This is a genomic window from Paenibacillus sp. JNUCC-31, from assembly GCF_014844075.1.
Lineage (GTDB): Bacteria > Bacillota > Bacilli > Paenibacillales > Paenibacillaceae > Paenibacillus.
The window spans coordinates 2,367,569-2,393,938 of the sequence record NZ_CP062165.1; the positions used below are offsets into that span (position 1 = coordinate 2,367,569).

The following is a 26,370-nucleotide window of genomic DNA, read 5'->3' on the forward strand; positions in this document are numbered from 1 at the left end:
ACCAGCTCAACCTTGTAAGCCCTCACGGGCATATCCTTATTTCCCTGCGGCCTTTAACAGCTCCAACAACAATTCTTTCCGTCTTCCCTCTGCCTTGCGTGATAACGTTGCAAGCTTCTCTACCTTGCCCCAGATCGGATACAGCACACGCTCCACTTCATAGGTTTTCATTCCTTGCAGCGATTGGACCAGAAGTTCAAGTTTCTCCTCATCCTCCAGTTCTGGCTGGATCTTCAGCTTCAGGGAATCCGTAGAACGACGCAAACAGGCAACTAATGCAGGTATGACGCTGGCCGTTACACCATGTACCTCAGCAAAGGCAACGGTGAATTTATCCTGTACCAACTGGTGCTCATCATCCACTACACCCATGTAATATTCAACCAAAGGGAAATACTGCTTATCTGCCAGTCCAAGTCCAAAGGTTGCATAACTGCCTGGCATACAGTTCTTTTCACCCTCTGTATCCGCATAAAATTCGAACTCTTCGATTGCTGCACGTGCATATTCTTCAAGCAGCGGATGCAGCTCCGGGTACTCCAGTGCGTTTGCGAAAAATCGATGTGTATCCGACTTCGCGAGACCTTTAATAGGCAGATACTGCTTCACGCTGGACTTGAGCTTGATCTTGTAACTTTTCGGAAAGCCCTGCTTCAGCAAACGGATAATAAAATCAATGGCTTGTTCGTAGGCAGCTGCTTCTTCCTTGCGAATGATGATGGTAATCATCGAGAACACATCGTTGGCTGTGCATTCCACCTGCTCATTTTTCAAATGGATATCATCCTCGGCATAGGTTCCGCTACCTTCCGTCATCATGCGCGCTGCTCGGTTACTGCCAAGCTGTTTCGCCAGCTCCAGAAAGTTGAGCCCCTTCGGTTTACTGTAGCTAGGCTCATAACGGAGAATCATCACGGCCACATATAACAGCAGATCAATGGGCTGTGCCACATGCTCCCCATGCTCACTCGGAGACGGCTCCCCCCCCAAAGAAGCACCTGGCTTAAGTGTATATTTATTGTCGCTGTACGCAGAAGGCTGCACATCAAAGTAGCGTGGCAAAAAATGATTCTCTGCCCATGAGGTTATGGCACGAATAATATCACCACGATGCTCCGCCAGGGCTTCTTGACGCCCTTTGTTTAACTCCTGTATGCGATCATATTGCGTTATAGTCCACGCTACGTCCAGTTCAGGGAACAATTTCGGGTCAAGCAGGTGACGCGTCAGAAAAAAGGATTCCAACGGCTTGGTTGGATATGAACCTTTCAGCAGCTTCTGGTCTACGTATGTATGAATGCGCTCAAGTAACTGCTGCCTTTTCCCTTCGTTGATATATTCGAGCATGGTCACTTGCAGCTTTCCTTCTGTCGTTGGGAATTTCCCTCGAAAGGTAAACCGATAGTCAATCAACGGTGTATTCGCCAGCTCGTCCAATCTCCCCTGAACAACCGCTACAAGCCTGGGTTGAATCTCATTTCGCACCTGTTCCTCGGTAAAAGGACCGGGGTTCTTCGATTTTAATCCCTCATCCAATCCAAGATCCACACTGTCTACCGTGGTCCGTCCAGGTCTGTAATCCAGCAAAATATCATTAAAGATCCCCATTTGCAGCGTTGTTCGCTTGACAGCCTTTTCAAGGTCACTCCGCTTCAGCTGTTCATCAAACCATTCATGAATTACCGCAATCATCTCTTCCATTGCCTGATCATGGAATGTACTCATCCTTCGACCACCTTCCCATTTATCTACTATCCATTAGCGACTGCTTCCCAAACACCTGGCTCTCATCAGACCATTTCTCAAACCATGTATGCCAAAAATACGTATTGACGTTCGTATATTACCTAGTATTTTACTCTCTCAGGCAACCGCGAAACAATAAGTCTTACGCACGGTTGTACGCCGAGAGAGTAATGGATAATCTCTCCTGCACATGCTATGGAACCTGTTTGCCAAATCAAAAACACCGAACTCAGGCGACTTCCCGCCTAAATCCGGTGTATTCACGAAAGACTTCTTCCCTTTTTTATTACTTTAGTATGATTCATCTGTTGAATCATTCACAGGTTTAATTGACGGTTTTGAACCATTCGTTGACTTCCGTTGTGATTTGGTCGCCGCCCATGGACTTCCACTTCGTCACGAATGCGTCGAATTCATTGAGGTCCACCTGACCGTATATGATTTTGCTGAACGTATCTTTTTCCAGCTTGTCGAGTGCGTCTTTCTTCATTTTCATGGTATCCGTAGGTGCACCCGTAAATTTGTTCTTGATGGCATCATCCTTATGAGCCACCACGACTTGAGCCGCAGCAAATACTTCAGGTTTGTTGGCAATTTTCGTATTTTTCTCAAATGGTGTTTCAGGCTCCTTGCCTGTAGCGAGTTCTGCCAACGTATCCATCATCAGGTTTGGAATCCGTGCACCGTCATACGTAATTGTGTACTTGAGGGGGGATACCCCATCTTTCACTTCAGCTTCACCAAGCACTTTGCCGTCTACAATATCAAAGTCATAGCCTTGGGCAAAGCCGTGTTCGAATTCGCTACCTACTTCCGGATTGGCAAAGTTATCGAACAAATAGTTCTGATACGTGAAGAAAATTTCCGGGTTCGCCATATCCTTGTTAATCAACACGACCCCGTTGCTCGCACCTGAACCGTGGTGATGGCTCTCGCCAGTAGGTCCGGTTGGCAGAGCGATGGCTTTGTAGGTAGCGCCGTCCACATTTTTCTTCACATCATCGATCGGCCAGTTCGGCATCCAGTGTGGTCCTACAATGATTCCGGCTTTGCCTGCTGTAAACAGTTCCGCTGCCTTGATCTCGTCATATACGCCGGCTTCCTTCGGCAGATAGCCTTTGGACAACCAGTCTTTCATCGTTGCAAGTCCTTCTTTCACACCCGGTTGAACCGAGCCGTATTCCAGCGTTCCTTCTGCATTCAGATTCCATTGTCCCGGCATCGTGTTATACATCCCGAAGATCCAGCCGGATTCAGTCATCCAGGTATTGAGGGCATTTTTCATGCCAACTGTCAGACCGTACGTATCTTTCTTCCCGTTACCATCCGGGTCTTTATTCGTAAATGCATCCATTACTGCAACGAGCTCATCGATTGTTTTTGGTTCTTCCAGCCCCAGCTTCTTCAGCCAGTCTTCACGGATAAACATCACCGGGTCACCGTTGTAGGCATAGTCGAAGATCGGAATACCGTACCGTTTGCCTTCATACATGTACGGGTACCACTCTTCCGAGGCGGATTCAGCAGCCCCTTTCCATGTATCGGAGGCATACTTGTCAAACAGCTCACCTGCATCGGTGAATTTTCCCGACTCAATCAACTCACGCACCAGATTGTAGTCACCACGGATGGAGACGATATCTGGCAGTTCTTCGTTAGCCGACAGGGAGAGGCGAAGCTTCGTGTAAAAGGCATCATTGGTCACGGACACAGCCCACGGTGTGGTCAGGTCGATGCCCAGTCGTTCTTTGGCCCATTTGGTGTGCACGTTGTTCTGTGCAGTCTCTCCGTTCTTGAACTTTGTATCATCATTCCAGGCTCGCAGATAGCTCATCTGAACCGCAGGTTCGTACTTACCGTCTTGCAGCGTAAGTGGCGCAGCCGCTTCCTTGGACGGTTCTTCCTTTGCCCCCGAGCTGCATGCCGTTACGGCAACCATCGTCAGTGCAAGCAATGCAGTCATCATTTTTCTATACATGAAACCCCTCCTCAATCACTTTGAATACCCTTACATGAAAAGGATAGTGCAGCCAGGGAAGCAAACATATATCACAATTTCAATGTTCATATTGATTTGTTAACCGTTCCGAAAATCCTGCGGGGTCAGACCATAATGTTTGCGGAATACCTGAATGAAATAAGGGGTATTGTTATATCCCACTTCCTGACCGACTTCATAAATCTTCATTGCCGTGTGCTTCAGCAAGTGAACTGCACGCTCCATTCGGGATCGGATAATGTAATCACTGATACCTTCACCCGTCGATTGTTTATACATTTTGGACAAGTATACCGGGTGCAGATGCACCTCCCCGGCAATCACCTGCAAGGACAGATCTTCGCCCAGATGATGGTCAATCCATTGCTGGACCTGCCTGATCATGCTGGATCCACTTTCCTGACCCGTGTCGGTTGTACTTTGAGCCCACTGTTCCATCACGCTCCGGGTCCATGCCTCCAGACTGCGCAGTGACACGCCATACCCGTCCTTCAACAGCTGCTGATACTGCTCACCAAGGACATCGGACAATTGTCTGCCCTCCCGATGAGCCATGTACGAGAATGCGGCCGCGAGATAGTGAAAGGCAACATAAACATGCTCGGGGAACACACTATCCGATAACTCGGCAAAAATCGAATCAATCTTGCGATTGGCATCCTCCATCCGCCCTGCTTCCAGCAGCGAGGTCAATCCGGGTGGCTCATACAGCGCCGCAAGGGATTTCAATGTTGCTCCATGGGAGCCGGCAGCCGCATTGAGATGCAGTCCTTTGCCCGCTTCCGCCTGCTTGCGCAAGGCACTTACAGCCTGATGGTGCAGCTGCGGAACCTGCTCTGGAAAACGGCCTATCCGGCTGACCGACAGTGAAATTGTCGCGTTCAAATACTGCTTCACACTGTGAAGCAGTCGTTCCCCAAGCCGTCCCATTAACAGTTCCGGTTCAGACTGTACTTGTTTGGGACTTGCCATGAAGACGAGATCGTCATACGCATCGTCGGTATGGCAGAGGTGATAGCTGCTGCCAAAGATCTCCTCCACCACGTTAGAGATGGCGTATTTCATCAACTGGAATGCCTTATGTGTTGGCTGCGGGTCATCATAGCGGATGAGCAGCAGCTGCATTTTATCCTGGGGACGAAAACCAATCTCCAACTGCTCCAGCTTTTCCACAAGTTCGCTCTCCGCAAATTTATGGCCCAGCAGCACATCCTTCATTAATCCTGCCCGCTTCTCCGGTAAGTGCTCCCTCACCGAATACATGGCGCGCTGATGCATCAACTGCTTCTCTCCCTCCAGCCGAATTTGGACGGAGGCTTGCTGCACAGCTTCAATCAGCTCTTCATCCCTCACTGGCTTCAGCAAGTAACTCACCGTCCCATGACGGAGTGCCTGCTTCGCATAATCAAAGGAAGCGTGCCCGGATAAAATGATACATTTGGTCCGCTCCCACTTCTGCCGAATATGACTCACCAGATCCAGACCGGACAAACCCGGCATACGAATATCGGTGATGATAATATGGACCTGATGTGCAGCCATTTGCTGCAACGCCTCTTTCACCGAGTAAGCCTTATATACATGTCCAATCCCATGTTCCCTCCACGGTATGGAAGCTGCAATCGATTCCACCGCTGAATGTTCATCATCCACGACCATTAGATTCATCATTAGGATGTTCCTCCTCAAACCATCGTATTTCCACACTGAGTCCCCCATAGGGGATCGCTCCAAAATGAAGCCCCGAAGAATGACCATATCGCGTAACGAGCCGCTGGTGTACATTCCAGGTGCCTGTGCCAATTTCTTCACCCATGGGTTCATTGATTTCCCGTTCCAGTCCCGCAATCTCTTCCGGTGTCAGGGTGACACCGTCGTTGTCGACAAACAGACTGTATCGTGTGTACTGCCTTCCATCGATTTGCTCTTGTGCAGCCATGCCTGTAACCACGATGTGACCGCTGCCCTCCATCGGTTCAATGCCGTGAATGACTGCATTCTCCACAATAGGCTGGATCAGCAGCCTAGGAATGTGCTGCTGCAACAGTTCTTGCGGTACGGCAATCTCATACGACAAACGATTGGTGCGCATCTGTTGGATGGACAAATAATTGTCCAGCAGTCGTATCTCCTCTTCCACAGTTGTCATGTCATTCTCATCACGCGTGATGTAGCGATAGTAGTCACCCAGACTGAGCGACATGGCAATAACCGCTTCGCGGTTGCCCAGCTGCGTCATATTTTTAATATAAAACAGGCAATTGTACAGGAAATGAGGATTAATCTGCGATTGCAGATGTTTCAACGTCGCTTCCCGTGAACGAATGCGTTCCTCGTATACCTTTTCGATCAGCTCCTGAATCTGCTCAGCCATGTGATTGAAGCTCTGGGTCAGATACGCGAATTCATCCCGGGAGTGATCAACCGGGATTCTTGTGGACAGCTGTCCTTTGCGAATCTGCTGCAGCCCTCTCATCAAACGTTGTATCGGCACCTGTACCTTTCGGTATAACAACAGCGCAGCCCCAATACTAAGCACAAGCAGCAGCAAAATCGAAGTAATGAACATATTCCGGCTCTTGTCCATCGGCGTGAGCAGATCATCCAGGACCACCGGGTTAACATAAATTCCGTTCAGCTGTTTGGAGAGCACATAACTGACCAAGTACTTCTTGCCCCCCACCTCCAGCTGATGGTTACCCTCGCTGCCCAGTCCGTTTAACGGCATGTCCTCCATGATGGCTTGCATCAGTTCAGGGTCCGCACTGCGGTTTAATAACGGTTCATTACCCGGCACATAAAGGAAAGGGTCCCCCCCTTGCGCCTCCTTGAAGTCGTCCAGCATGGCTACAATATTCATGGGATCAAAGTTGATCTCCATCACGGTTCGAACACCCGTAGTTACCGGCTTAGCATTCCATTCATAATTATCCGTGAAGAAATACGTAAACCCCGCCTGATCCAATTGCCACTGTCCAGGTTGGGGAAACTTCAACATGTTCTCATTGTAGACGGTTCGACTCGCCTTGGTGGATAATACCAACTCTGCCTGAGGAAGCACAATAGTAATATCGTTCTTCCAGCGGCTGGTGGACTGGTACAGCGACAGTTTGTCGAGAATATCGAGATAGATGCTGTTTTTCTCATACTGGCTGGTTGATTCTGTCATGTAACGATAGTGCAAAATGCTTGGATCGCGCAGCAAAGTAAGCCCATAAAGCGAGAGCTGCTCAATATTTTTATCCACCTGAGAGCTAAAATAGTTGAACTGACTCAAGCTGGACTGTTGTTTCTCCTCCACGATCATGTCCACATTCGCCTGATTTGCGTAGGTATAGAGCAGCAGAATCGGTACCAGCAAACAGACCAGCAGCATAACTGTTTTTGAGAATACTGTAAATTTCATTGCTTCACCCTGTCCCGGATTAAAGTAAAGATACACATCGAAGTCCTATTTTATATTGAAACCCCTTACATATCTATACTGATTTTATGTTATATCGCTTTCCTGTGATTCATAATCCTCTTATACTAGGAGTGAATTAACATTTCGTGAGGGGGTTGTATGATGCAATTGACAGAACACGGGGTTTTACAGATTGTGGATGAAGACATCTCCAGTCTGTATTGTTACTACGATCGGGATGGAATGGGTTATGATGATTCCTTTCTGTTTGAACTGCAACTTCAAAATGTGCCATTAACTCCAGGCAGTGTGTCTGCCATTCAGTTTGTTCTAGAAGATGAGTCTCCCCTGCGGGAAGGTATCATTGAAGATGTGCAGACAGCGATTCGTTCTGTTGATACGCAGTATGATGGCTCAATTGTAAAATAATATAATCTTTCAGCAGAAGCGTGAAACAGGAGCATTGGACTTGCGGGTCGGATGCTCCTGTTTGACGTTTCGTCAACAAGTTAATATTTCAACATCCGCCTTGAAATGTTGTTCTATAGCCGGCCCGTTTCCGTTGCTATAATTCAGTTGCTCCACTTTTTGCAGAGGCTGGCTGGCCTCATGATGCAGAGGCTGGACGATATAAAGGAGGGACCTGATGGCTATGGAACAACCACTAACGACCAATACACCGGTGCGGCAGGCAACACACCATCCACGCAAACGTACCCGGTGGAATTTCAAACGCACATGGCCGCTGCATTTCATGCTTCTGCCTGCGGTACTGCTCACATTGCTGTTCGCCTATGTGCCTATGGGCGGCATTATTATTGCCTTTCAGGATTTCAAACCGTGGCTGGGGTTCACCGGCTCCAAATGGGTCGGCTGGGATAACTTCCGATTCATGTTCGAATATCCGGACAGTGTTCAGGTCATCTGGAACACCGTACTGATTGCTGCCATGAAGATTGTGGCAGGACTCGTAGCCCCGGTTGTGTTTGCCATTTTGCTGAATGAAGTACGAAATTCCACGTTCAAAAGGTTCTCACAGACGCTGGTATACCTGCCCCACTTCCTGTCTTGGGTTGTACTGGGCGGCATCCTGCTGGATATGCTTTCCCCCGAAGGCGGACTGATTAATCAGGTGCTCGCGGCTGTTGGCATTGAACCAATCTTCTTTTTGGGAGATGGCGACTGGTTCCGTGTAACCGTAGTCATTAGTGATGTATGGAAGGAATTTGGGTTTGGTACCATTGTCTTTCTTGCAGCCCTCGCAGGCATTAACCCTGCGCTATACGAAGCTTCCGAGGTCGACGGGGCAACACGACTCAAACAGACTCTGCACATTACGCTGCCTGCACTCGTGCCGATGATCATTGTGGTGGGAACGCTGTCACTGGGGAATATTCTTAATGCCGGATTTGACCAGATTTTCAACCTGTACAATCCACTTGTATATGATAAAGGCGATATTATTGACACATTTGTTTACCGGATGGGTATTTTGAATGGCAAAATGAGCTTTGCGACTGCGGTTGGTTTGTTTAAATCCTTTGTCGCCATGTTCCTCGTTATTACTGCCTACCGGATGGCTTACAAAATCGCCAATTACCGCATTTTCTAAGGGGCATTTTGCATACATCCAGACAGCGACTTTCAATAAGCAAGATATAGATCGAAATGGTTCAGTTCGTCTATATCTTGTACACGCGAGCGGTTCAAATCGAATGATGCAAAATGCTTAAGGAGGAATTAAGGTGTATCACAAAACGACCGGATATCGTATATTTAACGGCTTCAACTTGTTTTTCATCGCGGCTGTCTCGCTGCTGTGTGTGCTGCCGCTTGTTCATATTCTGGCGGTTTCCTTTAGCGGTAAAGCGGCAGCTTCCGCCAATCTGGTCACACTCTGGCCGATTGATTTTACAGTCGATGCCTATACCAAAACATTTGGTAACAGCAACTTTCTGAGCGCACTCTGGATCTCGGTGCAACGTACCGTTTTCGGTACATTGCTCAGCATGGTGCTGGTCATCCTGACGGCATATCCGTTATCCAAGGAAAGTTTGAATTTCAAGGGGCGTTCGCTGTACGCGTGGTTCTTCATCTTCACGATGCTGTTTAGCGGCGGACTGATCCCTTCCTACATCCTGATTCAAAAGCTGGGACTGATCAACACCCTATGGGCCCTGATTTTACCTGGGGCTGTGGCGGTCTGGAACCTGATTCTCATGATGAACTTCTTCCGTAATGTGCCCAAAGAGTTGGAAGAAGCTGCATTTATCGACGGAGCCAACCATATCACCACTTTGTTCCGCATCTATCTGCCCGTATCCATGCCGGCCATTGCCACGATCTCCCTTTTCACGATGGTGGGGCAGTGGAATTCCTGGTTCGACGGGTTGATCTATATGAACGACGCAGCCAAGTATCCGCTTGCCACGTTAATGCAGACGATTATCGTGCAGCAGGATTTCTCCAATATGAACGTGGATGCTACACAGCTCCAAAACATGTCGCAGCGTACGGTCAACGCAGCCCAGATCTTTATCGGTGCACTGCCAATCCTGCTCGTGTATCCATTCTTACAGCGATTCTTCGTCAAGGGAATTGTGCTTGGGGCTGTAAAAGAATAGAGTTACCCAGCGCAATGCTTTCGCCTCATTTCATCCCGAGGTTTATAAAACATTTAGTTACTTCGGGATGATTTCCCGCGAATAGCATTGTTATATTGATTAATGAGCTCATCCAGCACCATTGATTGACGAATGACTTCCGGATGCCAGAGCTCTTTATGTGCATTTGCAATCTGATAGAGCCTTTGCCGTGCCTTTTCTATACATTCCTGAATGGTTTCCGGATTACGCACCATACTCCCGCCCCCTGTTGTCCTTCAATATACTTCATCCAAAAAAGACCATCTATTATAATATTCGGAACAAAGGGAGCTGCGGATTACCCCAAATTTAAAATTTTATATTTTTTCTTGTAAAGGTTGAATAAGCATGTCCTTGCGACCATATATGTGTCCAAACTAATTGCAGACAAAGAAGACCGGAAACGACCACACTCGGGCCATTACCGATCTTCTTTGTTTGTACTCTTCCCATTTAGAAACCATGTGCAGTATTCACTTCATCTTAATCCGATATCCTCAAAACGATTACCGATCGTTTCTGGGAAACCATGTTTAATCGCATCGATGGCACATTGTTCCGTCTCCCCTGCCTTAGCGATCAGATGAATCACCCTTTGCACATGCCCCTGCTCCTTCGCATCCCACGCCGAATCCTCAACCTTCTCCATTATCTGCGTATAAAGGTCAGACAACAATACGTACTCCCGTATAACGTGAATCATCTGATCTGACAGATGCCCAAGCCCTCCGACATAGGAGGCTATATCCTGTCTTGATTTGGCATAGTAGCGCAGGACCCCAGCAGCTTGATCGGTTTCATATGTTCCAGACTCTAAAGCATCAGCAATGGCAGCATACGCAGCCGCTCCACAGGCATAATCATGGTGCGGCAGCATGTAATCATGGGTTTCCCATTTGTATACGGCCTGAATTAATGACTCCTTGCATACTTCCCACTGATCTATGGATTTATGGGATTCCAGCACCTGATAATACCAGTATGGTGTGCTGTTCCTGCCAAACGAATCATAGGGAAGATGAATGACTTTATTTCCGTTACTTTCACAGATAAATAGCACCTGCTCCCCATCATCATACCCCGCACAGATGACAAATTGATCATGCCAGACAATCGCACCTACACCCCGATCAATGGAAGCCTTGATATCCAGCAGGGCCTGCTTCTGATAGAGCGGAAAGGTAGGTTCGAACGAAAATCCCCCGTGTTGTCCAGTCGTTATGCCAATGAAATCAGCCGCCACAAAGTTCTCAGCCATCCAGTTGTAGGCCGAGATCGATTCTGTCGTCAGACGCCGATCTACCACCAGTTGAAATACACTTGCGGTCATGCCCGCAATCATGTGACGCGGTAAATCCGTCCACTTTCTATGTAATAAAATACGGTACATCGCATCTGTATACGAGCCCACACCGCTCCATGGTATGTGTTCAGACGCATAACCCGGAACTTGTGGGCATTGAATTAAATCCAGTAGTAGTTTGGTTCTCATCATCCGTTCCTCCCTCTTCCTACCTTGCAGAGTGCGCCCCCCACCGTGGCACAGTGGAACGTTTGCGATCAGGAAACTTCAGGGATATTACGCGAAAATAATGAACAGCCTGCTCTTCCATTGCTTTCGCTTCCAATAAAACCTGTGCAAGCTTCTCTGTTGCATCTAGCCGCAACACCCATCCGTTCTCCTGCTGGGCCATGCACCCCTTCATCTGGATAATTAACGCACCAAGCTGCTCATAGCATGCATAGGCTTGGTCCAGTTCGGTCCATATTCCGCGCGCATCCTGCAAGTACATCTGAATTTCAGTTCGGGACTGGCAATAAGATTCCAAAATATAAGCAGCACCTGATGCATCGTAATCTCCACCCCGAAGGGCCTCCACCCACACATCATACGCCAGTCTGCCCGAAGCTATGTTTCGATCAGGCAACAGTCGATAAGGAATATCCCAATCCTCAATCGCTAGTCGCAGGGATTCCAGCAGCATCTGTTGTTCAGGGATATGTACCTGCTCACCAAAGATCTGACAATACCAGAAGCCGGTGAAGTTTAATCCGAAATTGTCATACAGCAAAATCTGCGGTTCCTTGCTCCAGCCGTCTTGCACATAAAAGATTCGATCACGGTCATCATACCCATGAATGACTCCAAATTCCGGAATCCAGTAGATCACCCCAATGCCTCCATCCAGACTGCGCTTCACCCAATTGACCGCATCCCGCTGATAATATTCGAAGGTGGAATGACGCGTGCGTCCGCCATCCCAGATCGTGAATATCCCCAGGTTATCGATTCCAGGGCGATGGGATTCCCCCCATTGACCATAGGCTGTAACCGACATGGGCAGTAGTCTGCGATGTACCGAAAGTTTGAATGCCAACCCCGTATATCCGGCTAACACATATTTGGAACCCTGAAACAGACCCGCATGAGTCAACACGGCGTGCAGACTATCTACATACGATTTGGACTGCCGCTTCATCATTAAGTTGTTTAATATGACTTCAGCCAAGGAACCCTCTCCTCCCCATGGTGGTTTTCTTATATATTTTGCTAAAAAATAACCAACCTGCCTCTGCTCGTTTATGCACGTTCAGAAACTTATTCTTCCATCCCAAGTTTGCCAATCATGCCACTCACACGACTTTCTAGCTTGCGTTTGAGCCACCCTGGGGACAATAGCTCTTCCCACTCGCTAATAAACAAATGCTGTAGAAAAGCATCCGTATCATAAAATTCGATGGATAGAATCTGATCTTCCTTCGACCGAATCCGATATCCATGCCACAGCTCGGTTTGCTGCTCTTCCTTCACTCTGATCTCAGCGACAAACGGTTTACGGACAGGCAGCGCCTCTTCCCATCCACACAATACCCCGTCTGTCTGACACTCAAAGGTCTCATTCGTGATCCGCACATGAACAATTCCCTCCATTCGGATGGCCGTTTGCTGTACAGAATCCGCCTCGTAGCCGATTACATAATCGGCATTATACTGGGATATCATCTTCAAAGGACACCAGGAAAATTGCCGTTCCCCGGCATGATCCCTGTAATGAATATGTACTTTGCGTGTTTCGGTGATCGCATGGGACAGTAACTCAAAGAACTGAAGCTGCTGCGGACGCGCCATAAATACGGGAAGCTGACTATTCCCCGTGTGTTGTTCCTCAGGCGTAAAACGCTCCAGCAAATGCGCGACACGCTTCACAGCATCCGACTGATCATAATTGTAGTGCCGATACCGATGTGCCAGATACTTAAGCACCCGCTGTTCTTCTTCCGTCATATATAAATGGGGTAATCGATAGGTCTGATCCTCGTAACAGTAGCCCCGATATTTTGCCAAATACAACAGGGGTGCACGCAGGGAAAACGCCATATATTCAATATCGCGCTGAGCCTGACGCCGGGATATTTCAAATTCACGGGCAAGCCAGCTGCTGTTCGGAAAACGTCCGCTCCTAATTTGCTCGTCAAACCAGTGAATACGATGCATATTGCTCATTTTCCCGCCCCCCCATCATTTACTATATTCATTATACCAAAAGACATGGCCCGTTCCGAAGAACAGGCCTGTTGTGTTATACGGTTGCCTTGTCCACTCTGGACTGCACGGCTTTGAAGCATTTCTTGCATACCTTCAGAGTTGTACCATCTGTTTTTGTTTGCGAATATAACAATTTAATTCGGGTGCTGCTGCACACCGGGCATGTTCCCCGTCCCCTTGAAGGAAGATTCCACAGGACGCGTCCTCTTTTTGTTTTTGCCAACGTATGTGAACCTCTTTTCGATATGTTTTGTGTGTTCACCGTTATTATAGAGGGTATGGTACGACATAGAATGTCGCAGCAGTATGGGCATATGTAAAAATAAAAAAATGTCCCCTCTTCGGCCTGAAGAAAGGACAAGTTTCAAGAATGATCGGTGCTTGACTGAGCCGCTGCTTGCAACAAAGGCTGCAAAAGACCGGGGAACCGCGCTTCCAGATCTTCGGATCTCAGCGTAAGGAAATGCTGTGTACCCTGTACTCTCACCCGAATGACTCCGGCTTCCCGGAGGGTCCGAATATGGTGCGACCTTGTGGATTTCACAACAGGTGTACGAAAATGACTGCATGGCTGCTCACCACTTCGGGCTGCTTCCGCTACAATGCCAAGACGGATTGGGTCACTCAACGCGTACAACACAGAAGAAAGCTCAATATCTTCCATTTGGGGATGATGTAAAATTTTCATGTTGTAGTCTCCTTTTTTCAGACTTCCCTTGTATTTTAGCACAGTTCCATGATATATTTCTAATGTTCGATATCAATCGAACTTATAAATTTATTTCGTTTATGTATCTCCTGCTGCCAAGAAGGGGATTCACTCTATACCACATTTTGCAAATGTTACACACCGTTTCTGAAATGTTGCGAAATACACATCAATCTAGGAGGTTTTTATGAACAACACCGCAACTGCATCATCCGGGGAACGAACGACCGGAATACAGGAAGGGTTAATTGTAAGTCTGCTTGGCTTCACGGTTGTACTCGTCGTCATGAATACAATGATGTTCAATCTGGCCCTGCCCAAAATAGCAGCAGAGTTTATGCTCTCATCTGTCGCTTCTTCCTGGATTGTCACGGGATATTCCATCGTATTTGCCATTTCCTCGATCACATTCTCGCGTCTATCGGATTTTGTACCGATTCGCACCCTGTTTACGACCGGACTTACACTACTTGGTGCGGCATCCGTACTTGGTTTCTTCAGTAATCACTTTATCATTCTGCTCATTGCGCGTCTGATTCAGGCTGCGGGTGCAGCTTCGGTACCGGGGCTCGCCATCGTTCTCATTACTCGTTATATTCCAAGCGATCGCCGGGGTAAATCCATGGCTGTCGTCATGTCTGCAAGCTCACTGGGTCTTGGACTCGGACCTGTGATCGGCGGCAGTATTACACAGTTTCTCGGGTGGCATGATCTGTTTATCGTTACGGGGTTAACACTGTTTCTGATTCCTGTATTTTTCAAGCTGCTTCCAAGTGAAATGCCGAAAAAAGGTTCGTTTGACTTGCTCGGCGCGCTGCTTCTCGCTATCGGAACAACCGGCATTCTGTTATTCCTGACCTCACGACAATGGGTAACTCTGGTTGTTGGTGCGGCTGCGCTGGTCCTGTTCTGGTTACGAATTCGCCGTGCGGCTGATCCATTCGTTCAACCAGCTCTGTTCAAAAACAAAAAGTACATGATGCTTAGCTCGCTGGGCATTGTATCATACATTAACAACTTCTCGACACTGTTTCTGCTGCCGCAAATTCTGGCACATCTGTATGGCCTGACTCCAGCCCAGTCCGGGCTCGTCATCTTCCCGGGTGCAATCGTGTCCATGTTGTTATCCAACCGGATCGGCCGCATGATTGACCGGCACGGCAATACACAACTGCTCAAGTTTGCACCATGGTTGCTGCTCGCTGCTGCGGGTTTGTTCGCGCTATTTGCAGACGACAGCATCTATGCCATTATGGCCGTATACATTTTGCTTAGCGTAGGTTTCTCGGCACTAACAACGAGTGTGTCCAATGAGTTGTCAGGCAATCTGACGATGGATCAGGTTGGTGCTGGCATGGGATTGTTCCAGCTTAGCCAGTTCTTCAGCGGTGCATTTAGTGTTGCCGTCACTGGCGTGGCACTGACTGCGATGCAGCAAATGCCATTAGCATCAGCCTACACCAATATTTTCTGGGGCATGACCGTGGTCGCTCTGGCATCCATTATTTTCTCCCAAGTGTATCTGAGAATGCAGTCACGGAAAAGAATGACCACGTAGTATAAAGCCGTTTCACAAGAATGATATGGTAAACTCCTCATACTCAAAAGCCAGGGATCGGTTCTGATCCCTGGCTTTTTCCCTGTTTTTAGGTTTGAAGGAAAATGCTTCACTTCCCCAGTCATTCCTGCAATATTCGCATTTTTCACCACATGGGTACAAGCTTCTCAGATGACTGGGGTTTTGGGGCTTTGACAATTATCGTATTTTCATATGAACACGAAGACTATTCGAACAGATCCAGACGAAGACGCTTCAGGCTGGTATGCTGGATGAGCCATTGACCGTCGATTTTGACAAACGTTTCATGATAGTGTCCAAATCCGTGAAAGGATTTGTTCTCGTTGCCTTCAGGGAACGTCACCCAATCTTCCATTGGGGAGATGACTTTGGCTTCGTTCTCGGATACAAATTCGACTTCGGCGCTATGTACGTGATGAACAGTTACGGCAACATCCACCAGATCGCGGAATACTTGAACGATGGTTTCACGGCCTGTTAATACCGGTATTGGATTGCCTTCTGTACTGAAATCAGCTACGGCATCCGGAGCAAATACTTCACCCAATGTATCCCACTGTTTGGTATCAATATAGCGGCAATAACGCGCTTTGGTGTTTCGAATGTTTTCCAGTGCAAGCAGTTGCTCCAGTTCCGTAATGGTTGATTGGCTCATGTATTGTCCCTCCAGAAATCTAAGATGTAATTGGATATGTATAAACTAAACTTCTTCCTTATTGTACCACCCCGCTCAAATTAGGCACAATGCAATCAGTTGACCGAAAAAAGCCTGAGAGTCCGGCATGATTACTGCGTGCCCACCCTCAGACCCTCTCTTGCTAATAATTCAGAAGGATAATATCCGCGTTCGTCACTTCTGACCTGTAAAATATTGCTTAACCACGTCATCTGAAAGCTTCCCACCCTCTGCGGAGAAAAAGTAAATATTATCCATTGTATTTTCAAGGTCTATACGGATTATAAGGAATGTACACCTTTCATCTGAGCAGCCAGCTCGGACATTTTTTTGTTGTTCAAATAGCTCTCCATCTCTTCCTCCGCATGAACCATCACCTGCTGAATCAGGCAACCTTCATTATGGTCCTGCGAGCATTCGAACAGCGAAGCCTGACCTTCAATGGCATGGATAATCTCCAGAAAGGAAGGATCAGGATTTCTACGGCTAAGCCGATAACCTCCATTGGCACCAGAAGTCGATTCGATCATGCCAGCTTTGACCAGTTTGGTCAATATTTTGGACAGGTAGGTTGGAGAGACCTTCTGCATGTCTGCTAGTTGATGTACACTAACCAGTTGTTCCGGTTCAGTCGCAACCAGAAAAAGCATCGTATGCAGCGCATAGTTTGTCGCTTTTGAATATTTCATGAGGGCACCTCATTATATACGGATTTAATTTATCTATAATAGACTTGATTGAACACTCTGTCAAACTTCATGAATTCCGACAAATGAAACAAATCGATATCATGCAACTTAGCTATGGTAAAGCCCGCGATAATCCGTAGGTGTCATGCCCTCATGCGCCAAAAACTGGCGGTTAAAATAACTGGCATTGGGATATCCCGCCTCCTCCGCGATTTGTCCAATGTTGGCCGTTGGCCGTTCCAGCAGCCATTGCTTTGCCATCTGCAACCGTGAACGTGTTATAAATTCCATCGGCGTCATTTCCACTGCACTTTTGAACATCTTGCAGAAATAATATGAGCTGACCCCCGCCATATCCGCCCAATCCTGGAGCAGAAACGGCTGGCAGGCCTCCTGCTGCATCTGTGGGAGCAGCCCCAGAATACGACTCTCCGCCTTGCTTGTGCGTGTACTTTTCAGCGGAATGGCATGCTGAACGAACTCGGCCAGTACAGCATAGGTCAGCGTGGATAACTGGGCTGGACGAAGCATACTGTTCTGCTCAGCTTCCGTCAACAGAGCCAAATGGGCTTCTTCCCAGGAATTTCGCTGGCGTAACGTCCACAGCAGATTGCGATGAAGCCCCCGTTCGATCATATAATCATGCAGGCGTTCACCGTAAAAATGAACCCAGCGTACATCCCAGGGATCATCTTCGCTGCTATAGTAATGCTGCCGCTGCTGCGGAAAATATAATACCGCCTGACCTGCGCGAAGTTCATGCACCACCCCATCCACTTCCACATATCCCTTGCCCGCAGCAACGTAGTGAATGTTGAAATTGTTAAGAGCGCCGGCCTCTCGTAATACGATATGCTCAGGGTGATCGATATAATGGCCAACAGATTCCGGGTAACAAAAATAAGGAATATCCTGCAAGGTAAGCAATACCGTTTGTCTCATCATAGAGTTTTCTCCTTTCTGAGCAATATTGTGTTAACCGAATTCAATATATTATCATTTTAATTCATTGATCTATTACTTATAATCACAATATACATTTATAAACAGGAGGAGACAACAATGAATACAGAACGTAAATTGCGCTGGGGCATTCTTGGTAGCGCTAGCATTGCTGTAGGCTCCGTTATCCCTGGCTTGCAGCAATCGGAGTTGAATGAAGTGACCGCCATTGCCAGCCGGGATGAAGAAAAAGCAAAACAAACCGCTGACCAGCTCGGGATTGCCCAAGCATATGGCAGCTATGAAGCTTTGCTGCAGGACGATTCCATTGACGCTGTCTACATTCCACTTCCAAACCATCTGCACCGCGAGTGGACACTCCGCGCCGCGGAAGCTGGGAAACATATTTTGTGCGAGAAGCCACTGGCACTGACTGAGCAGGAAGCCCAGGAAATGGTGCAAGCCTGTGAAGAGGCTGGTGTGCATCTCGCTGAGGCACTCATGTACCGCCACCATCCACGTTATGATCAGATTCGGGATATTATCGCCAGCGGAGAAATTGGTGAAGTCCGCGGCATTCATAGTACATTTTCGTTCAACAGTTCAGGTTCGACAGGCAATGTCCGCTTCCGGCGTGATTGGGGCGGCGGTTCCCTGTATGACATCGGCTGTTATTCCATCAGTGCAGCACGCCTGTTGCTTGGTCAAGAGCCTTCGGCGGCAACCGTCATTGGCATGTTCTCCCCTGAGCATGGTCATGTGGATATGATGGCTTCCGGCTTGCTTGAGTTCGACAATCATATTGGCATGACTTTTGACAGCAGCATGTGGGCAGCCTTCCGCAACACCCTGGAGGTGCTTGGATCGGATGGCATCATCGAGGTACCGTCTGCTTATATCAGCAATCCGGACCGCGGCTCCAACTTCTTCGTAATTGTTGACGGTGAGCGTAAAGAAATTGAAGTCCCACAGGTGAATCACTACTCCCTTCAGGGAGACGACATGGCACGAGCCGTGCTTCAAGGTAAGGCTCTGCGCTTCGCTCCATCCGATGCTGTAGCCAATATGAAAGTACTCGAAGCTTGCCTTCGTTCGGCAGAAGAACGTACACGAATCACACTATAAGTAAAGGGGATGAACTGAATTATGGAATACATTGAAATTGCTGGTGCAGGTAAACCAATCTCCCGATTGATTAAAGGAACGGATTATTTCTACCATGATGCCTATGAGAAAGCAGCTACGAACATGGATGCCTTTCTGTCGATTGGCGGCAACACCGTAGATACAGCACATATCTATTGCGGCGGTCAGAGCGAAGAAGTGCTCGGTCGTTATATGAAAGAGCGCGGCAACCGTGATGAGATCGTTATTCTTACCAAAGGCGCGCATCATGACCAGAACGGACCACGTGTTAACGCTGCTGCCATCCGCAGTGACCTGCTGGAAAGCTTGGAGCGCCTTCAGACAGAACATGTGGAGCTGTATGCCCTGCATCGGGATGATCCAAACATTCCTGTTGGTTTTATTCTTGAAGCCCTGAACGAACATATTGAATCCGGTAAAATCGGCGCAATTGGCGCTTCGAACTGGACCTGGCAGCGGCTTGAGGAAGCTAACGCATATGCAGCTGCTAACGGTCTGAAAGGTTTCACATTCAGCAGTCCGAACCTCAGTCTTGCCAAAGCGAACGAACCATTCTGGGCTGGCTGTGTATCAGCAGATGCCGAAACGCTCGCATGGCATCAGCAGACCCAATTGCCATTGCTGTCCTGGTCATCCCAAGCTCGTGGCTTCTTTACTGGACGGTTCACACCTGAAGTTCGGGACAATGAGGATCTGGTTCGTGTATTTTACAGTGATGGCAACTGGGAACGGCTGCACCGGGCTGAACAGCTGGCGGAGTCCAAGAAGACGTCACCGATCCAGATTGCGCTCGCTTATGTATTGAATCAACCGTTTCCAACCTGTGCGTTGATAGGTGCCCAGAATCAGGCGGAACTGCTCTCCTGTGACGAAGGATCACGTATCACCCTATCTCCTGAAGAAGTGGCATGGCTGGACCTCGGCAGTGATGTGAAGCCTAGCGTCTAATATGGACATCCACGCATTCATTCTTACTTAACGTGTTAAGGGACTGACTATTCCGCGATGGCGGAGTGGTCAGTCCCTTTATCTTATAAATTTAATTATTCATCATTAAGATTACAGCTTCACGATCTGACCTGTCTTCTCGGATTCGAATGCTGCCAGAATCACTTGCAGGGAACGCAAACCTTCTTCACCGGAAATGCTTGGAGGAGTTTGGGTCATAATGGATTCTACAAAAGCGTCAATAACGCCGCTTGGTACTTGTTTTTCGTTTGTAGCCATGGCGCCAACCTTGTAGGTTTCCACTGTACCGTTAGTCAGCTCAACGATAACCTCGTCGCCTTCTACCGTTCCGATCTTCATCACACCATTCTCACACCACAGAACCGTACTGTTATCTCCTGCTCTGTATTGTGTCCAGCTCGCTACCAGTGTACCGATGGCACCGCTCTTCATGCGCAGCAGGCACGTCGCGTTATCGTCCACTTTTGTGTTTTCTTTATGCAATGTGCTGATAAAACCAGCAACTTCGGACACTTCATCATCCAGCAAATAACGGATAAAGTCCGACTTGTGCACGCCCAGGTCTCCCATGGCGCCCATAATCGCTTCTTCTTTGCGGAAGAACCAGCTCTCTGCTCCGTCTACACTCCAGCCTTCCGGACCCGGATGGCCAAAGGAAGTACGGAAATTCAGGACTTTGCCGAGTTTGCCAGAGTCAAGAATTTCTTTGGCTTTCACGTGTGGAGGCATCAAACGCTGGTTGTGTCCAACCATCAGATATACACCGTTTTTCTTGGCAGCTTCGATCATTTGCTCGCCTTCTTCGGTAGATACTGCCATTGGTTTTTCCACCAATACGTGTTTGCCTGCATTTGCAGCAGCGATTGACATCGAAGCATGCAGGTAGTTCGGCGTACAAACGCTGACTGCATCCACTTCTTCGTTCGCAAGTAATTCTTCATAGCTGGAATAGGCCTTGCCACCGTAAGTTTCAGCCATCTTCTCTGCACGCTCCACGATCGGATCGGCAAAAGCCACAAGTTCTACGTTCTCATTAGCAGCATACTCTGGAATATGTCTGCGCTCGGCAATGGCTCCACAGCCGAATACAGCAACTTTAATTTTACTCATGTACAAATATCTCCTTTAATAAATAGATTTGCATTTTGCATCATTCGATTCTTATCGTTCATGGGAATGATGCAAAATGCTCAGATTAGAATTGGTTCAGGTAGTTCTCTTTCAACCAGTTATAGCTGTTGGCTACGCTTTCAAGCGGTGGATTCTGACATACGTCCTGTTCCACGATCAACCACTCTACACCTGCATTTGTAGATGCTTCAATTACTGCTGGCAGATTAACCGAACCTTGTCCCAGTTCGAGTGTCTTCATCTGGCCTTGATCATCTTTGCTGAAGTCTTTCAGGTGAAGCAATGGCAGACGGCCTGCATATTTATTAATATATTCAATCGGATTTTGTCCAGCAAATTGTACCCAACATACGTCCATTTCCACTTGAACAGCTTCAGGTGTCGTTTGAGCAAACATCGCATCAAAGGCATTATCGTCGCCAACCTGACCGTGGAATTCGAAATCATGGTTATGATAACCGAAGATCAGACCTTGTTTGGTCGCTTCTGCACCATATTGTTGCAATTCGTTGAACAGTTTGGTCCAGCCTTCTGCATTCTCTGGGCGATCTTCAGGCATCAGGTAAGGGCAGATCATATATTGAGCCCCAATCGTTTTGAGGTAATCGATTTGTTTTTGCAGATCCTCACGCATGGCATGCAATGAAACGTGGCTGCTGAAACCTTTCAGCCCAAGCTCATCCAATAGCGCTTTCATTTCTTCGGCAGGAATATCACCATATCCGGCGAATTCGACACCTTCATAACCAAGCTCTGCTACTTTGCGCAAAGTTCCACGGAAATCCGCTGCAGTTTCATCACGGAGCGTAAACAATTGCAAACCAATATTAAGTTTTTTCATAATAGATGCACCTCTGCTCTCAAATTTGCTTTCATTGCTCTATCTGGTATCATCCTAACGCAAAACAGGCTAGAATGAACATATACAATATCGTCAGAACATGAACTATCTGATCATTTTTTTAATATGGAGGATACATCTTTTGGAAACCTCAGTACTGATCTGCGACTACTCGTATCACTACAAGGCGTTTAACCATAATATGAAGGGCGAGTTGCAGACTTATTTGTTCCGTCTGCAAACGGAGGGCTCTTGCAAGGTATATGTACAGGATGAAGAATTCAAAATGACTGGCGGGGATCTGCTGCTTTTAAAGCCGGGAGACGATTATCATCTCGTGGTCGAAGAACCTCACAAGGAAGGCAGATTGTCGAGCGGAGACTATTATTTGTTCTGTGAAGGGACATGGATTGAGAACTGGTGGAAACGACAGCATCGGTCCACTGTAAGTCGCATCGGCCTGGATGACAAATTGATCAGTCTCTGGCGCAATATGCTTCTGGAGAAACGCCGTGGACCGCTAGAGGAAAATATAGAACTGAGTGACGCATTGCTGCGCGGTTTGTGCCTGTATATCGATCGGGCCATCAAGGAGAATATCCAGACGGATCGGTCGGTTTCCTCGACACTAAAGCTGAAACGATTCATTGAAGAGCATGCCACGGTTACCTTTAAGCTCGAAGAAGCGGCACGTTATGCAGGACTGAGTCTGTCCCGTGCGGTTCGACTGTTCAAGGAGCACTATGGCAAAACAATGATCCAGTATGCGATTGAAATCCGCCTGAATGCTGCACTGGAGCGTATGAAATATAGCGATATGACGCTTGAGCATATTTCCGAAACTTGCGGCTTTGCAAGCTACTCTTATTTCCATCGGGTGTTCCGGGCACACTTCGGCGCATCTCCAGTAGAATATCTCAAATCCCAATCTCATCAATCTATTGATCTGGAGCATGTGTGAGATTCAATATAAGCCCCCTCACTCAGAAACAATAACACCCTTGTTAATGCGACAAAAAACGGTCAACTCGAACGAACAAACCATACACAAGTTCAATACGGTCAAGCAATAACAAGAAACGCCGCCTTGCGAGAGAATGTAGCTTGTACACTCTTTGGTACTGCGGCGTTTTTTAGTTCCATCCCTTCCTCAGTCCCATCTTTTTTTACCAAATTCACCCATGACTCTGCCATTATAAATCTGTACAATTGATATAGAATGCCTTTCTTGCAACTTTATCCAAATAAATGGATTTCATTAATCGTATTGGAGCGATACATATGCAAGCTAATCCACGCAAAATTCTTATTATCGAAGATGAACACGATATCTCGCGCATTCTGCGAGACTACTTGGTGAAGAATCGGTATGAAGCAGCAATAGCCGTTAATGGTCAGGACGGGTTGCAGATGATGGACATGCTTCAACCGGATTATATTATTCTGGACATCATGCTTCCGGATATGGACGGCATTGATGTATGCCGCGAAATTCGGAGACGAAATAACATCCCCATTCTCATTCTGAGCGCAAGGGGAAATGATACGGACAAAGTCCTCGGCTTGGGATTTGGCGCGGATGACTATATGACCAAACCTTTCTCTCTGAGCGAATTACTGGCCCGAATCAATGCTCATTTCAGACGTTATGACAGCGTGACAGCAGAACAAGAGCACCCCCATCTATTGCGTCTAGGTAATCTCCAAATTGACAAGAAAGCCTATAGGGTTACCCTTGACGGAAATGAGGTTTCTCTCTCCGCCAAGGAATTTGAGCTGCTATTTCATCTGGCAAGCCACAAAAATCAGGTTTTTTCTAAATCCCAGTTGCTTGATGCGATCTGGGGATATGCAGTCTATGGAGATGAAAATACCGTTACCGTATACATACGCAGATTGAGAGAGAAAATCGAGGCAGACCCTTCCCATCCTTCTATCCTGAAGACGGTATGGGGAGTGGGCTACAAATTCAATCATGAATAATCAAGATTGGAGGAGGCAATATGTCACTGAACACCTGGTCCACACGATGGCTAAGAACTTCATTCATCCTCCTGCTTATTCTGATCGGATGTAGCCTGATGTTATTTCATGAGCTGAGCACAAACAGGCCGTCGAGCGGATCCAATCCATCCATCCAGAAGGTACGCCTTATGATCAATCCCCTTCTGCTTGATCTGGAGCAGAACAATCAACATCTGCAGGACCCCGGAATTCGGGAACATCTGCTTAACATCGCCAAGGAGAATAGGATCGAACTATCCTACATCGGGCTGGATGGAGTTGTTTTACTGTCCTCCTCTCCTGCAACTGAAGGAAAAGAAGTCAACTTGCGATCAGTCCTGCCTTATGATCTGAACCACACCGTGAAAAATACAAACGGAGAAGATTCGCTTAATTTCGCCTTTCCCGTCATGGATGGTCCTGAAGGAAAGCAGATCGGCAATGCGGTCTTCACGGTTCCGACGTCTATGATTATTGTTCAGGAAACGTTGACCTCCCTTTATATTATTTTGGGTGTACTCTTGGTTAGCTCCCTGATCCTTGCTATGTTTCTCCTATTCATGAAGCGCAAAATCAGAAAACGGATGCTGTCTCCCATTCATCAGTTGAAGGAACATACGGAATCTATTCTCAAAGGACAGTATGATAAGCAGATTCAGTATAACCGGACGGATGAGATGGGTGAACTGTACGCTATGCTGGATCTGATGCGATCCGAAATCATGCATTTGAGTGAGCAGCGGATTAGACAGGAAAAGGCAGAGAAAGAGCTGATTACGAATCTATCTCACGCGACATTAAAACTCCAATTACGACCATAAAAGCATACATAGAAGCCATTCTTGAAGGGTTGTGCTCGGATGAGGAGACATTGATGGAATATATGGAGATCATGCGTACCCATACGGACAAAACTGCCCGTCTTGTCGAGGACCTGCTTGTTCATGCCCTGCAAGAACTGGGCCAGATATCGGTGGAGCTGCGTGAGGTCTATAGCCGTTCCGCCATTAAAACGATGTTGAAACCCATCGGACATAGCGTACAAATGAACGGCCTGAAGTATAGGGAGCCGGAGCACATTCCCAATGTCCTTATCCGAATGGACCCCATACGAATTGAGCAGGTTCTGTCCAACCTCGTCTCAAACGCCCTTAAGCATACTGCGCCGGGAGACACCATTCATATCAACACGGAACTGGAAAACGCGCTTTTCAAAGTTACCATTGTCGATTCGGGTCAGGGAATTCGAGCACAGGACATGCCTTTTGTATTTGAACGTTATTTCAGAGGCCAGACTTCCCGCACAGACAATACTCTTGAAGGTACAGGCCTGGGTCTCTCCATCTGCAAAGGCATTATTGAAGCGCACGGAGGACATATCTCCTTTTCAAGCAAAGAGGGCCAGGGCACCCTGTTTCAGTTCACTCTCCCCATTTGCTGAGCATTGAAGTTTATTTCCAACCTTCTTTTCATCTCAATCCATTGCCCAAGGGCTGTAATACTTTATTCATAATTTGATAAGATTTCTTCAACATCCCTTCCTTAGAATGAACCTTATACTGGAATCGGGAGTGATCCGCTTGACCAAAACATCCATCATCCGTGTTCAAAACCTATGCAAAACGTACAATACAGGCAGTGAACAATATCATGCTATACGCAATGTCGATCTCGATATTTATGAAGGAGATTTTACGGTTATCATGGGTAATTCCGGCTCTGGCAAATCAACCTTGCTGTATTTGCTGAGCGGGCTGGATCATGTGACAGCTGGCGAAGTTTATTTCCACAACCAGCGAATTGATGCCTACAGCGAACTTGAAATGTCTCAATTCCGTATTCACAGGATCGGCTATATTTATCAGAGCATCAATCTGGTGCCGGATCTCTCGATCAAAGAGAACATTGCTTTGCCGGGATATATTGCTGGAGGCAAAAAAACTGAGGTAACAGCTAGGGCCGCACAACTGATGGCTGCCATGGATATTGACGGACAAAGCAAACGCCTTCCATCTCAAACATCGGGGGGCCAGCAGCAACGAGCGGCTATTGCACGCGCACTGATCAATTCACCGGACATCATCTTTGCCGATGAGCCTACGGGAAGCTTGAACTACGAACACGGTAAAGCCGTACTGGATATTCTGACGAATATCAATCGGAGAGGGCAATCCGTTGTTATGGTAACACATGATATCAAGGCAGCCTGTCGGGCGGATCGTCTTATTTTCATCCGGGACGGCAAAGTTGACGGTGTTCTGGAGTTTGAGAAATATAACGAACATCATATCCAGGATCGGGAATCAATGATCTTTGCTTTTGTATCAGGGAAGGAGTAACC

Annotated in this window: 26 protein-coding genes; 11 read left to right on the forward strand and 15 right to left on the reverse strand. The window is 47.5% G+C overall.

Features of this window, described 5'->3' with window-relative positions:
* Positions 1 to 36 precede the first annotated feature (36 nt).
* From JNUCC31_RS10325 to JNUCC31_RS10340, 4 genes are all read right to left on the reverse strand, one after another.
* Positions 37 to 1,725 carry a DUF6138 family protein gene (locus tag JNUCC31_RS10325; RefSeq protein WP_192270947.1) on the reverse strand — a complete coding sequence of 563 codons (1,689 nt, stop codon included), beginning with the start codon at positions 1,723 to 1,725 and terminating at the stop codon, positions 37 to 39.
* A 346-nt stretch (positions 1,726 to 2,071) separates the two neighbouring features.
* Positions 2,072 to 3,724 carry an extracellular solute-binding protein gene (locus JNUCC31_RS10330; protein ID WP_192270949.1) on the reverse strand — a complete coding sequence of 551 codons (1,653 nt, stop codon included), beginning with the start codon at positions 3,722 to 3,724 and terminating at the stop codon, positions 2,072 to 2,074.
* Positions 3,725 to 3,823: 99 nt separating this feature from the next.
* The gene (locus JNUCC31_RS10335) at positions 3,824 to 5,416 is read right to left on the reverse strand and encodes a response regulator transcription factor (RefSeq protein ID WP_192270951.1); all 1,593 of its coding nucleotides are present in this window, start codon (positions 5,414 to 5,416) and stop codon (positions 3,824 to 3,826) included.
* Positions 5,391 to 7,151, reverse strand: coding sequence for a sensor histidine kinase (locus JNUCC31_RS10340; RefSeq protein WP_192270953.1), 1,761 nt, complete (start codon positions 7,149 to 7,151; stop codon positions 5,391 to 5,393). Before JNUCC31_RS10340 ends, JNUCC31_RS10335 begins: the two co-directional genes overlap by 26 nt.
* Positions 7,152 to 7,310: 159 nt before the next feature.
* Here JNUCC31_RS10340 and JNUCC31_RS10345 point away from each other — a divergent pair, with 159 nt between their 5' ends.
* From JNUCC31_RS10345 to JNUCC31_RS10355, 3 genes are all read left to right on the forward strand, one after another.
* Positions 7,311 to 7,580: a hypothetical protein gene (locus JNUCC31_RS10345; protein WP_192270955.1), complete on the forward strand. Its 270-nt coding sequence runs from the start codon at positions 7,311 to 7,313 to the stop codon at positions 7,578 to 7,580.
* A gap of 217 nt (positions 7,581 to 7,797) precedes the next feature.
* Positions 7,798 to 8,763 (forward strand): ABC transporter permease, encoded by a 966-nt coding sequence (locus JNUCC31_RS10350; protein ID WP_416234393.1) that lies wholly within the window; start codon positions 7,798 to 7,800, stop codon positions 8,761 to 8,763.
* Positions 8,764 to 8,896: 133 nt separating this feature from the next.
* The gene (locus JNUCC31_RS10355) at positions 8,897 to 9,775 is read left to right on the forward strand and encodes a carbohydrate ABC transporter permease (protein ID WP_076291187.1); all 879 of its coding nucleotides are present in this window, start codon (positions 8,897 to 8,899) and stop codon (positions 9,773 to 9,775) included.
* Positions 9,776 to 9,828: 53 nt separating this feature from the next.
* Here JNUCC31_RS10355 and JNUCC31_RS10360 read toward each other — a convergent pair whose 3' ends face one another.
* From JNUCC31_RS10360 to JNUCC31_RS10380, 6 genes are all read right to left on the reverse strand, one after another.
* Positions 9,829 to 10,011, reverse strand: a complete 183-nt coding sequence (locus tag JNUCC31_RS10360; protein WP_192270957.1) for an aspartyl-phosphate phosphatase Spo0E family protein — start codon at positions 10,009 to 10,011, stop codon at positions 9,829 to 9,831.
* A 263-nt stretch (positions 10,012 to 10,274) separates the two neighbouring features.
* On the reverse strand, positions 10,275 to 11,291 hold the full coding sequence (locus JNUCC31_RS10365; protein ID WP_192270959.1) for a hypothetical protein: 1,017 nt from the start codon (positions 11,289 to 11,291) through the stop codon (positions 10,275 to 10,277).
* Between the two features lie 16 nt (positions 11,292 to 11,307).
* Complete coding sequence (locus tag JNUCC31_RS10370) at positions 11,308 to 12,306, reverse strand: C39 family peptidase (RefSeq protein WP_228469611.1); 999 nt, start codon at positions 12,304 to 12,306, stop codon at positions 11,308 to 11,310.
* An 89-nt stretch (positions 12,307 to 12,395) separates the two neighbouring features.
* On the reverse strand, positions 12,396 to 13,301 hold the full coding sequence (locus JNUCC31_RS10375; RefSeq protein WP_192270961.1) for a helix-turn-helix transcriptional regulator: 906 nt from the start codon (positions 13,299 to 13,301) through the stop codon (positions 12,396 to 12,398).
* Between the two features lie 76 nt (positions 13,302 to 13,377).
* Positions 13,378 to 13,566, reverse strand: coding sequence for a hypothetical protein (locus JNUCC31_RS33255; protein WP_082704262.1), 189 nt, complete (start codon positions 13,564 to 13,566; stop codon positions 13,378 to 13,380).
* Between the two features lie 141 nt (positions 13,567 to 13,707).
* Positions 13,708 to 14,031 carry an ArsR/SmtB family transcription factor gene (locus JNUCC31_RS10380; RefSeq protein WP_192270963.1) on the reverse strand — a complete coding sequence of 108 codons (324 nt, stop codon included), beginning with the start codon at positions 14,029 to 14,031 and terminating at the stop codon, positions 13,708 to 13,710.
* A 208-nt stretch (positions 14,032 to 14,239) separates the two neighbouring features.
* On the opposite strand from JNUCC31_RS10380, the gene JNUCC31_RS10385 reads away from it, so the two are divergent.
* Positions 14,240 to 15,610, forward strand: coding sequence for an MFS transporter (locus tag JNUCC31_RS10385; protein ID WP_192270965.1), 1,371 nt, complete (start codon positions 14,240 to 14,242; stop codon positions 15,608 to 15,610).
* 226 nt (positions 15,611 to 15,836) lie between these two features.
* Here the strand turns inward: JNUCC31_RS10385 and JNUCC31_RS10390 are convergent, their stop codons facing one another.
* From JNUCC31_RS10390 to JNUCC31_RS10400, 3 genes are all read right to left on the reverse strand, one after another.
* Entirely contained in the window at positions 15,837 to 16,286 is a 450-nt protein-coding gene (locus JNUCC31_RS10390) for a nuclear transport factor 2 family protein (RefSeq protein ID WP_192270967.1), read from the reverse strand.
* Between the two features lie 302 nt (positions 16,287 to 16,588).
* The gene (locus tag JNUCC31_RS10395; RefSeq protein ID WP_192270969.1) at positions 16,589 to 16,996 is read right to left on the reverse strand and encodes an RrF2 family transcriptional regulator; all 408 of its coding nucleotides are present in this window, start codon (positions 16,994 to 16,996) and stop codon (positions 16,589 to 16,591) included.
* A 108-nt stretch (positions 16,997 to 17,104) separates the two neighbouring features.
* The gene (locus JNUCC31_RS10400; protein WP_192270971.1) at positions 17,105 to 17,941 is read right to left on the reverse strand and encodes an AraC family transcriptional regulator; all 837 of its coding nucleotides are present in this window, start codon (positions 17,939 to 17,941) and stop codon (positions 17,105 to 17,107) included.
* Positions 17,942 to 18,058: 117 nt separating this feature from the next.
* Here JNUCC31_RS10400 and JNUCC31_RS10405 point away from each other — a divergent pair, with 117 nt between their 5' ends.
* Positions 18,059 to 19,063 carry a Gfo/Idh/MocA family protein gene (locus tag JNUCC31_RS10405; protein WP_192270973.1) on the forward strand — a complete coding sequence of 335 codons (1,005 nt, stop codon included), beginning with the start codon at positions 18,059 to 18,061 and terminating at the stop codon, positions 19,061 to 19,063.
* Positions 19,064 to 19,084: 21 nt separating this feature from the next.
* A complete protein-coding gene (locus JNUCC31_RS10410) occupies positions 19,085 to 20,032 on the forward strand; it encodes an aldo/keto reductase (RefSeq protein ID WP_192270975.1) in 948 nt (315 codons plus the stop codon).
* Between the two features lie 111 nt (positions 20,033 to 20,143).
* On the opposite strand, the gene JNUCC31_RS10415 is transcribed toward JNUCC31_RS10410, so the two are convergent.
* Both JNUCC31_RS10415 and JNUCC31_RS10420 read right to left on the reverse strand, forming a co-directional pair.
* Positions 20,144 to 21,163 carry a Gfo/Idh/MocA family protein gene (locus JNUCC31_RS10415; RefSeq protein ID WP_192270977.1) on the reverse strand — a complete coding sequence of 340 codons (1,020 nt, stop codon included), beginning with the start codon at positions 21,161 to 21,163 and terminating at the stop codon, positions 20,144 to 20,146.
* 85 nt (positions 21,164 to 21,248) lie between these two features.
* The gene (locus JNUCC31_RS10420) at positions 21,249 to 22,025 is read right to left on the reverse strand and encodes a sugar phosphate isomerase/epimerase family protein (RefSeq protein ID WP_192270979.1); all 777 of its coding nucleotides are present in this window, start codon (positions 22,023 to 22,025) and stop codon (positions 21,249 to 21,251) included.
* A gap of 142 nt (positions 22,026 to 22,167) precedes the next feature.
* Between JNUCC31_RS10420 and JNUCC31_RS10425 the strand changes: the two genes are divergently transcribed.
* The 5 genes from JNUCC31_RS10425 to JNUCC31_RS10445 all read left to right on the forward strand — a co-directional run bounded on the left by JNUCC31_RS10425 (position 22,168) and on the right by JNUCC31_RS10445 (position 26,368).
* A complete protein-coding gene (locus JNUCC31_RS10425) occupies positions 22,168 to 22,986 on the forward strand; it encodes a helix-turn-helix domain-containing protein (RefSeq protein ID WP_228469612.1) in 819 nt (272 codons plus the stop codon).
* Between the two features lie 320 nt (positions 22,987 to 23,306).
* Complete coding sequence (locus JNUCC31_RS10430) at positions 23,307 to 24,008, forward strand: response regulator transcription factor (RefSeq protein ID WP_192270983.1); 702 nt, start codon at positions 23,307 to 23,309, stop codon at positions 24,006 to 24,008.
* Positions 24,009 to 24,028: 20 nt separating this feature from the next.
* On the forward strand, positions 24,029 to 24,850 hold the full coding sequence (locus JNUCC31_RS10435; RefSeq protein ID WP_192270985.1) for a HAMP domain-containing protein: 822 nt from the start codon (positions 24,029 to 24,031) through the stop codon (positions 24,848 to 24,850).
* A 17-nt stretch (positions 24,851 to 24,867) separates the two neighbouring features.
* Positions 24,868 to 25,470 (forward strand): sensor histidine kinase, encoded by a 603-nt coding sequence (locus JNUCC31_RS10440; protein ID WP_267132520.1) that lies wholly within the window; start codon positions 24,868 to 24,870, stop codon positions 25,468 to 25,470.
* Positions 25,471 to 25,609: 139 nt separating this feature from the next.
* Positions 25,610 to 26,368, forward strand: coding sequence for an ABC transporter ATP-binding protein (locus JNUCC31_RS10445; protein ID WP_228469613.1), 759 nt, complete (start codon positions 25,610 to 25,612; stop codon positions 26,366 to 26,368).
* Positions 26,369 to 26,370 lie beyond the last annotated feature (2 nt).